This window comes from Streptomyces sp. NPDC034043 (assembly GCF_055575675.1).
Genome location: NZ_JBVISF010000002.1, coordinates 809404 through 818359, shown reverse-complemented (window position 1 = coordinate 818359; position 8956 = coordinate 809404). Strand labels below are relative to the sequence as shown.

General features: G+C 73.8%; 9 protein-coding genes. 4 read left to right on the top strand and 5 right to left on the bottom strand.

The features are described 5' to 3' along the window. On the top strand, positions 1 to 95 hold a 95-nt coding region (locus tag ACZ51S_RS08380; RefSeq protein WP_351857368.1), incomplete at its 5' end, for an adenosylhomocysteinase. Positions 96 to 100: 5 nt separating this feature from the next. Beyond that, positions 101 to 793, top strand: a complete 693-nt coding sequence (locus ACZ51S_RS08375) for a maleylpyruvate isomerase family mycothiol-dependent enzyme (RefSeq protein WP_468802343.1) — start codon at positions 101 to 103, stop codon at positions 791 to 793. Positions 794 to 871: 78 nt separating this feature from the next. Here the strand turns inward: ACZ51S_RS08375 and ACZ51S_RS08370 are convergent, their stop codons facing one another. Continuing rightward, positions 872 to 1615, bottom strand: a complete 744-nt coding sequence (locus ACZ51S_RS08370) for a PIG-L deacetylase family protein (protein WP_388945192.1) — start codon at positions 1613 to 1615, stop codon at positions 872 to 874. Between the two features lie 335 nt (positions 1616 to 1950). Here ACZ51S_RS08370 and ACZ51S_RS08365 point away from each other — a divergent pair, with 335 nt between their 5' ends. Together ACZ51S_RS08365 and mshA are read left to right on the top strand one after the other, a co-directional pair. After that, positions 1951 to 3525 (top strand): class I tRNA ligase family protein, encoded by a 1575-nt coding sequence (locus ACZ51S_RS08365; RefSeq protein ID WP_468480179.1) that lies wholly within the window; start codon positions 1951 to 1953, stop codon positions 3523 to 3525. A 190-nt stretch (positions 3526 to 3715) separates the two neighbouring features. Continuing rightward, a complete protein-coding gene (mshA, locus tag ACZ51S_RS08360) occupies positions 3716 to 5032 on the top strand; it encodes a D-inositol-3-phosphate glycosyltransferase (RefSeq protein WP_468480182.1) in 1317 nt (438 codons plus the stop codon). A gap of 482 nt (positions 5033 to 5514) precedes the next feature. On the opposite strand, the gene ACZ51S_RS08355 is transcribed toward mshA, so the two are convergent. From ACZ51S_RS08355 to ACZ51S_RS08340, 4 genes are all read right to left on the bottom strand, one after another. After that, positions 5515 to 6567, bottom strand: a complete 1053-nt coding sequence (locus ACZ51S_RS08355; protein WP_388945182.1) for a helix-turn-helix transcriptional regulator — start codon at positions 6565 to 6567, stop codon at positions 5515 to 5517. A 220-nt stretch (positions 6568 to 6787) separates the two neighbouring features. Further along, a complete protein-coding gene (locus ACZ51S_RS08350; protein ID WP_468478859.1) occupies positions 6788 to 7255 on the bottom strand; it encodes a Fur family transcriptional regulator in 468 nt (155 codons plus the stop codon). A gap of 105 nt (positions 7256 to 7360) precedes the next feature. After that, positions 7361 to 8272 (bottom strand): class I SAM-dependent methyltransferase, encoded by a 912-nt coding sequence (locus tag ACZ51S_RS08345; protein WP_468478858.1) that lies wholly within the window; start codon positions 8270 to 8272, stop codon positions 7361 to 7363. A 173-nt stretch (positions 8273 to 8445) separates the two neighbouring features. Further along, positions 8446 to 8925: a GNAT family N-acetyltransferase gene (locus tag ACZ51S_RS08340; protein WP_468478857.1), complete on the bottom strand. Its 480-nt coding sequence runs from the start codon at positions 8923 to 8925 to the stop codon at positions 8446 to 8448. Positions 8926 to 8956: the final 31 nt, after the last annotated feature.

Below are 8956 nucleotides of genomic sequence, written 5' to 3'. Positions count from 1 at the left end.
TGGGCGTCAAGCTCACCACCCTGCGCCCGGAGCAGGCCGCGTACATCGGCGTCAAGGTCGAGGGCCCGTACAAGCCCGACCACTACCGCTACTGACGGCCATGGACACCGTGGACACCCTGGAGACCCCCGACACGGGCGCCGAGGTCCGCGACCCCTGGCTCCCCGACCGGCTGCTGCGCACCGAACGGGACGCGCTGGTCCCCCTGTTGCGCCGTACGCCCGAGGACGCGTACGGGCTCCGCACCGCCTGCCCGGGCTGGACCGCCCGGGACGTCCTCGCGCACTGCGCTGCCGCCCTGATCCGCATCGTGGAGGGCCGCCTGGAGGAGGGGGTCTTCCTGCCCGCCGCCAACGCCGCGGACGTGGCCGAGCGCGGGGACTGGCCCGTGGCACGGATCGTGGACGAGCTGGAACGCGGCCTCACCGAGGCCGGGCCGGTCATCGCCGCGGGCGACGGCACCCTCGACGCGGTGGCCCTGGGGGAGTGGATCCACGCGGGCGACGTCCGCGCGGCGTTCGGGGAGCCCGGCGCGTACGCCGGCGATAGCCTCCCGCTGGCACTGCCCCTGCTGCGCACCGCCAGCCGCAAGCGGGAGACGCCCCGGCTGGTCGCCCACCTCGGCGGTCACGAAGGGCCCCTGGTCCTGGGCAACGAGGTGCCCGGCCGCCCCGCCGCCCGCTTCCGCGGGGACGCGCCGACGCTGATCCGTCTCTACTCCGGCCGCCCGCTGGTCGCGACCCGCTACGAACTGGCCGGCGCGGCCGAGGCGGAACTGCTCATCTACCGCTGACCCCGGACAGCACACCGGCCGGGTCCCGTCCGCCCCACACGGCGAACGGGACCCGGCCGGAGTCCTGTGCCCGCGCCGTCACTCGATGGTGACGACCTGGAAGGCCTCCGCCATCCGGCCCGCGGGAAGTCCCGCCGCCCGGGCGTGCTCACCCAGCCACTCCCGCAGCAGCCCCGCCAGATCGTCGAAGTGCGCGGTCTGCGAGGTGTGGATGCGCAGGGCCTCCACCTTGCGGTCGAAGACGGGGGTGACGTCGACGTACTGATTGGGCGTCGGCCCCGTCATCAGCCACAGCTCCGGCACGATCCACGGCTCCAGGCCCTCCTCCTTCAGGAGCGAGGGGTGGGCGAACGGATTGCGGGCCTCGGGGTAGACGGCCCGCAGGGCGGCCTCGCCCACCGCCCGGTGGTCGGGGTGCAGATCGGCCACCCGGCCCCAGTTGATCTCCGGGCTCGGTATCACCGCGCGCTGCGGGCGGACCTGCCGGATCACCCGGCACAGGTCGCGGCGCAGCTCCACGCTCGCCTCGACGTAGCTGTCGGGGTAGCCGAGGAAGCGGACGTCGTCCACGCCGCTGCGCTTGGCCGAGTGCACCTGTTCGGCGCGGCGCAGGTCTCCCATGGCCTGGCGCGGGAGCTGCTCGTCGTATCCGCCCGCGCCGCCATCGGTGACGATGCAGTACGTCACCCGTGAGGTGCCCTGCGCGATCCACCGCATGACCGTGCCGCTGACGCAGAACTCGATGTCGTCCGGGTGCGCGGCCACGACCAGCAGGGATTCGGGGGCGCTGCGGTCTGGGCGATCGGTCGCGAAGTGTTCCATGTGGTCAGCCTGTTGGGCACGGGCGTGGGCCGCAAGGCGGCTCCTTTGGCGTACTCGCGACATGTCGCCTCTACGCCACGCACGGGCGTCGGCTCGCCCGTACGGACCGTGGACCGGGGTGGTACGGGGTACGGACGCCCTGGTGAGCGGCGCCGCCCGGAGGGCGGTCCGCCGGGCCGGAGACGGCCCCGCTGGCGTGTCCACGCAACGGCGCGAACGCGCAAGCCAATACCAGACCGTGCGGTTCGTTTCTCTGTCAGTCTTGGCTGGGCACCCCGCTTTCTTCCGTTCCGAGCCTCGCTGCGTCCTTCGCACCACAGCGTCAAGGAGGTCCCATGAGCACCCCCGTCTGGATCACCGCGACCCCGCCGGCCACCCACGGCGAACTGCACGTCGGCCACCTCGCGGGACCGTACGTCGCCGCCGACGTGCTCGCCCGCTACCTGAGGGCCGAGGGCGAACCCGTCCGGTTCACCACGGGCACCGCCGACCACGCCAGCTCCGTCCACGTCCGCGCGCTCCGCGCGGGACGCAAGCCGGAGGAGGTCGCCGAGGGATACCGCGCCGCGATCACGTCGGACTGGCTGCGCTCGGGCGTCGAGTTCGACCACATCGTGCGCCCCCGCCAGGACAAGGGCTACGGAAGCTGGCTGACGGCCCTCTTCCGGCAGCTGTACGCGGACGGGGTCATCGCGGCCCGCACCCGCCTGGCCCCGTACTGCGAGCCCTGTGGACGCTGGCTCCACGGCGCGCACGTCACCGGCACCTGCCCGCACTGCGCGGCGGTCAGCGACGGCGGGATGTGCCACGAGTGCGCCCGCCCCAACGACGGCGGCGACCTGCTGGAGCCGCGCTGCGCCCAGTGCGCCTCGCCCGCCCTGCCCCGGCGCTGCCGACGCCTGTACATCCCGCTGGAGCCGCACCGGGAGGCCCTCGCCGAGTACTGGGCCGGCACCGGCATGCCGCCGAGGCTGGCCGCGCTGTGCGAGTCGCTCGTCGAGGACGGGCTGCCGGACATCGCCGTGTCCCACCCCGCGGAGTGGGGGCTGCCCGTCCCCGTCGACGGCTTCCCCGAGCACCGGATCGACGGCTGCTTCGAGGCGGCGGCCATGCACCTCTTCGGCCACGGAGAGCGGCCGCTGCCCGAACGGGCCGTCCACTTCTGCGGATTCGGCCACGCCTTCTGCCACGCGGTGCTGCTGCCGGTCCTGCTGTTCGCCCAGGGGATGAAGCTGCCGCAGCACTTCTGCGTCAACGAGGCGTACGTCATCGAGGACGAGGCCCTCGTCTGGGGCTCCGGCCAGAAGGCCTGGGCACTGGACCTGATCACCGAGTACGGCTCGGACACCCTGCGCCGGCACGTCCTCCAGGCCCGCCCGCTGGGCCGCCGCACGGCCTTCCACGCCGACCGGCTCGCCGCGGCCCGCCGGGAGCTGGACGAGAGCTGGAACAACTGGCTCGCCCGGCTCTTCGCCGCCGTCCGCGAGGAGTGCGCCGGGCTGGCGCCGGCGGCGCTGCCCGGCGGCACCGGCTGGGAGGTACTGGAGCGGCGGCTGCTGCGGGGGGTGGAGGACCTGCGCGAGGCCTACTCGCCCGAGGCGTTCGACCCGCGCAGGGCGGTCGCCCTGCTCGACGAGATGGTGCGCTCGGTGGCCGACTTCGGCCACGTCAACGCGCACGAGACGCACCGCCCCGCCTCCGGTGGCCGCCACCTGCCGGTGCTGGCCGCGCAGTTGGCGGTGGCCCGCGCGCTCGGCGCCTGGGCGCGGCCGGTGATGCCGGAGGGCGCGGACCGGCTGGCCGCCGCCCTCAAGGCGGCACCCGGCGGCCCCGTCTCGGCCGCGGCCCTCGTCCCGCCCGCGCCGGGGACCCGGCTGGCCCCGCCCTCGGGCCCGGTGTTCGGCTTCTAGGCCGCGCGCGGAACACCCGTACGGCCCGCACCCCACGTGCCACCCGCACGACGCGCACCAGCAGCACCACCCGCACGACAGCAAGACGACAGAATCCCTTCTCCGCCGCGTGACCGCGCGCCGGTCGCCCCGCGGCGCGGGGCGGACGCGGCCCTCCCCGTAGGAGCTCCACGTGTCCCTGCGCGTCGCCATGCTCAGCGTCCACACCTCGCCGCTGCACCAGCCCGGCACCGGGGACGCGGGCGGCATGAACGTCTACATGGTCCAGCTCTCCCGCGCGCTCGCCGAACAGGGCATCGAGGTCGACCTGTTCACCCGCTGCCGGGGCGAGGCCCGTCCCTCCCCGGACGCGCTCGGCCCCGGCGTGCGGGTGCGCCACCTGGAGGCCGGCCCGCGCGTGGCCCTCGCCAAGGAGGACATGCCCGCCCTGGTCGTGCCGTTTTCGCTGGCACTGCTCAAGGAGCGGCGGCGCTACGACCTGGTCCACTCGCACTACTGGCTCTCCGGCCAGGCCGGCCGGATCGCCGCCGCCGGCTGGCGGATCCCGCTGGTGCACACCGCGCACACGCTGGCCCGGGTGAAGAACGAGGCCCTCGCCGACGGCGACACCCCCGAACCGGAGCTGCGGATCCGCGGCGAGCACCAGGTCGTCGGCTCCGCCGACCGCCTCATCGCCAACACCGCTGACGAGGCGAGGGCGTTGCGGGAGCTGTACGGGGCCGAGGAGCGGCGCACGGAGATCGTCCGGCCGGGCGTCGACCTGCGCACCTTCGGGCCCGGCCGGGGGCGGGCCGCGGCGCGGGCCCGCCTCGGGCTCCCGGCAGACGCCTTCATCCCCCTGTACGCGGGCCGCATCCAGCCCCTCAAGGGCCCGGACGTGATGGTCCGCGCGATCGCCGAACTGCTGCGGGAGGCCCCCGGGCTGCGCCGGCGGACCGTCGTCCCGGTGGTGGGCGGGAACTCGGGGGCCGGGCCGCGCGGCGAGGCCTGGGAACTGGCGCGCGTGCTGGGGGTGTCGGACGTACTGCGCCACTTCCCGCCGGTGCCGCAGGCGGAGTTGGCCCAGTGGTACCGGGCGGCGGACGTCCTGATGGTGCCCTCGCGCAGCGAGTCCTTCGGCCTGGTCGCGCTGGAGGCGCAGGCGTGCGGGACCCCCGTGCTGGCCTCGGCCGTCGGGGGACTGCCGACCGCCGTGCGGGACCGGGTGACGGGGCTGCTCGTACGCGGCAACGATCCCGTGGAGTACGCCCGGGGGCTGCGCTGGTTCGCGGACAACCCCGAGGAGGCGGCCGGGATGGGGCGCGCGGCGGTGCGTCACGCCCGGAGCATGAGCTGGGGGGCGGCGGCCGCGCGGACCCTGGAGGTCTACCGGGACGTCCTGCGCGAGGAGCGGTGGGGCCCGGAGATGAGTGAGGCAGGAGCGGCGGCACGCTCCTGCCTCGCCGACGCCTCTCCCCTGGAGGGTCGAGAAGGCCGGACGGCCACCCTAACAGCTCTTTTGAGCTGACCAAAGATGTGCAGGTGTCACATCTGTATGAACTCCAGATCCGCCCTAAACGCGCTACAGGCCCGTGGCCCGGCCGTGGAATTCATACGAGAATGGAGATGTCTTCGACGGAATACCGGCGGCACGGATCCGCGGAGACGGAATCGCTATTCCCACTCCCTGGAGGAAAACATGTCCGCTGCGCACGCCACCGGAATCCGCGGGAACGCCCGTAACGCCGCCCCCGCCCGCCCGTCCTGTACTGCGGCCGGTGCCGGCGGCCGTCCGTCGTTCCACTCCGACGACAACGGATGGGACTGAACGGCCCGCCCCGTCAGCGCCGGTGAAGCCCCATGACCGCCTTCGGCGGTCATGGGGCTTTTTCACGTACCCGGCGGCGCATTGTGCGGGAGCGGAGTATTTCGGCAGTATTTCCGCGCACTGTCCCGGTGGATCGGAAAAGCCGTCAAGAAACGGTGGAACCGGATCGGTGGCTTATGAAATCAGTCCAGCCAGCCGAGTCGCTGGGCACGTACGCCGGCCTCGAAACGGCTCGACGCCCCCATTTCCTGCATCAGCTCGGACAGCATGCGGCTCACCGTCCGCAGGGATACCCCGAGATTGCGGGCGACCTTCTCGTCCTTCATGCCCGAGGCGAGCATTTTCAGCGCGGCCCGCTGCTGCTCGGAAAGTCCGTCGCCGCCCAGTTCCGGCGCGACGTCGTCGCCGTACGGGGTGGCCGCGTGCCAGCAGTGCTCGTACAGCGCGAGATAGGATCGGACGAGGGCGGGGCCGCGGGCCAGGATCGCGCCGGCCGCCCGGTCGTCGGGGTGCACGGGCAGCACGGCGAACTGCTGGTCCGCGATGATCATGTTCATCGGGACCGCGGGGGACAGGCGGATCTCCACCCCGGCCTCGACCCGGCGGCGGAGCATCTCCACCGCCTCCGGCGAGGTGGTGATGCGCTGGTGGTAGATGGCGCGGATCCGCACCCCGTTGTCGATCTGGCGGCGGTCACGGCTCAGCACCCGGTCGGCCACCTCCCGGACCAGGGCCGTCACGTGCATGGACGTCAGGTCGTGCCGGATGACGTCCGTGATGTCCTCCAGCACCTGCTGGATCCGGCCGTAGTCGTCGAGGATCTCGACCTCCACGTCGGAACCGTTCAGCGAACCGGGCCGCAGGAACCTCCCGACCAGGGTCTCGAGCGCGCTGTACGCCCGGTCGGACTCGTCCAGGTGCTCGCGCAGCCGCTCGCGTTCGCGCTGAAGCATGCGCAGCAGGGCGATCTCGGGGTCGACCACGGTGACCGCGTCCGGACCCGGCTCCCAGGCGCCGGACTGGAGGTCGGCCCGGGTGGCGTGGGTGGTACCGGTCGGCACGATGAGGCCGAGGGAGGTCAGCTCGGCGCGCCACTTCTCGTACTCCTCGGGCGCCAGCCCGAGCTCCTGGAAGACCTCGTTCGGGTCGGACACCCCGCGCAGGCGCAGCTCCTGATAGAAGGCCAGCACCCTGTCGGCGGACTGGATGCCGTCCCTGCCGTCGCCCGTTGCCATCGCGAAGCGACCCCCTCATCTTACGAATCGACAGTCACACTTTGGCACATACCTATGGCGGGGCTCCCGTTCCCCAGAAGGGGATGTGACGGGCGTCACACGGCATCTACGGGGTGCGTGACGGTGCTTCAGGGCGGCCGGGCCAGGGCTCCGGCGGGGTGGCGCCGGGCCGGCGGGCGCCCGCTTCCCCGCGGGCGCGGGCGGGCGGGGGTGCGGGAGGTCAGTCCTGCGGAGCGTCCAGGCAGTCGGGGCACAGCCCCTTGAAGGTGACCTCGGCGCCGGCCATCCGCCACGCGCCGATCGCCTCGCCGGCCGGCTCGGGCACCTCGGCCTCGACGTTCTCCACCCGGCCGCAGCGCACGCACAGCGCGTGCTGGTGGGGCGGGCCGGAGATCTCGAAGACGGCGGGCAGGCCCGGACGGTCGAACTTCGACGCCAGTCCGGTCTCCAGGAAGTGCCGCAGCATCTCGTAGACGGCCTGGCTGGTCAGGGTCCCGAGCCGCTCACGGGCGGCGGCCGTGATGGACTCGACGTCCATGTGGCCGCCCGTCGACAGCACTTGCAGCACCTCGAGCCGCGGCCCGGTGACGCGCAGCCCCACGTCGCGGAGGCGCTGGATCACCGCCTCGCGGCTCGTCGGCCCCTCCACGACAGCCATCATCCCGCCCGTCTCCGCGATCTGGTCCACTCAAACCTTTGGGGGCATCGTACCTCTTGCCCGACCTCGCGGAACGGGGGGGCGGGAGCCGCCGGGCGCTGACGGCCCGGACCGCCGCCGCCCGCCCGCGCCGCGTCAGCCGTCGGCGCGGCAGACCAGCAGGACGCTCTCCGTCCGCTCGTCGAGGCGGTGGGCGCTCCGGCGCTCCACGCGCAGGCCCGCCCCGTGCAGTTCGGCGGCCAGGCGCTCCGGATCGATGATCCACTTCCGGGTGGTCAGGACCAGCCGCTCGGTGCTCAGCCGGCCCGTGCGGACGCAGTGGTAGGAGATGTGCTCGCTCATCGCGTCCAGGTCGAACACCTGGCGGGCGACCGTCCACTCCTCGACCTCGTCGAACCGGGGGACCTGGAACGCCCAGGTGCGCCGGGGGTCCTGCGACAGCCCGCGCAGCCCGTGGGCCGTGTAGTCCAGGGCGAGCGCACCGCCCGGCTCCAGGTGCGCGGCGATCTCGCGCAGCAGCCCCGGACGGGCGTGGGGCGGCACGGCCGAGATCATCGTCCCCGCCATCAGGGCCAGCCGGTACGTGCCCCGCAGCCGCAGCTCCGCCAGATCCGCCCGGGTGGTGACCAGCGATCCCGACACCTGCGGCCCGATCCGCCGGCCCCAGGCCCGCAGCCGCTCCAGACTGGCGGCGTCCCGGTCCACGGCCTCCACCCGGAAACCCTGGCGGGCGAAGGGCACCGCGAGCCGCCCCGCACCGCAGCCCAGGTCGAGGACCGGGCCGCCGCCGCAGCTCCGCGCGAGGCTCAGGTAGCGGACGATGTCCGCGCTGTGCGGGCCCAGCAGCGCGTCGTGCAGCCAGAGCGCGTCCTCGTCGGCGGGCGCGGCCGACTCCAGGCCGGGCAGGTATCCGGCGGACCGCAGCACGGCGGGCGCGCCGTGCGCCGCCGGAGCACCGGCCGCCGTGCGCGCGGACGGCGGGAGCGGTGCGAACGGGGAGGGTGCGACCGGCGGGACGGACAGGGAAATGCCGCTCGGGGTGTGCATCGCTCCTCCAGGGGGTCGCTCGGTCCAGCCGTCCGGGGCGGGGCTCCCGTGCCGCCGGGACCGCGCCGCTGAAGGAATCCTGTCCCGCGGAGGAGGGCCGGGGCCAGAGCGGGGGGCTGCGTGAACACGCGATGGCGTGGATCTGCCACACCCCGCCGGAGGGCGGGCGGCCGTCAGAGCGCGCGGCCGAGCCTGACCGGTGTGAGCGCGGCGAAGCCGTGGTGGGCGAAGAAGGGCAGGGCCGGGGCCCGTTCGACGGGCAGGGTGATCCGCTGGTACGTGGCCCCGTGCGCCCGCATCCGGCCGGTGGCGGCCTCCAGCAGCGCCGTCCCGACGCCCTGCCGCTGCCGGTCCGGGGTCACGCACAGGGCGTAGATCTCCCCCTCGGCGGCGACCGGCACGCCGCCCGAGACCGCCCCCACGACGGTTCCGTCGGTGTCGGACGCGACCAGCCAGCCGAGCCAGGCGGGAGCTCCGCCTGGAATTTCAATTTCCGCTCTTATGCGGGGGAGAGCGCAATGATCCGACACCAGGCGGCCCACCCGGATTTCCCCGAGGACCTCGCCGTAGCCGTCGCGAATCGCTTCGGCGAGGAGCCGGGAAATCGCCGTCGCGTCACCGGGCGCTGCCGTCCGCACCTCAGCCAGCAGCATTCTTCCCGCACCTCTCGCCGTACCGGTCCTG

What these genes read in the sequence shown, in the direction of transcription:
- ACZ51S_RS08340 (WP_468478857.1), bottom strand. Translation starts at nt 8,925, where the DNA reads ATGCTGCTGGCTGAGGTGCGGACGGCAGCGCCCGGTGACGCGACGGCG.
- ACZ51S_RS08355 (WP_388945182.1), bottom strand. Translation starts at nt 6,567, where the DNA reads ATGGCAACGGGCGACGGCAGGGACGGCATCCAGTCCGCCGACAGGGTG.
- ACZ51S_RS08345 (WP_468478858.1), bottom strand. Translation starts at nt 8,272, where the DNA reads ATGCACACCCCGAGCGGCATTTCCCTGTCCGTCCCGCCGGTCGCACCC.
- ACZ51S_RS08370 (WP_388945192.1), bottom strand. Translation starts at nt 1,615, where the DNA reads ATGGAACACTTCGCGACCGATCGCCCAGACCGCAGCGCCCCCGAATCC.
- mshA (WP_468480182.1), top strand. Translation starts at nt 3,716, where the DNA reads ATGCTCAGCGTCCACACCTCGCCGCTGCACCAGCCCGGCACCGGGGAC.
- ACZ51S_RS08365 (WP_468480179.1), top strand. Translation starts at nt 1,951, where the DNA reads ATGAGCACCCCCGTCTGGATCACCGCGACCCCGCCGGCCACCCACGGC.
- ACZ51S_RS08375 (WP_468802343.1), top strand. Translation starts at nt 101, where the DNA reads ATGGACACCGTGGACACCCTGGAGACCCCCGACACGGGCGCCGAGGTC.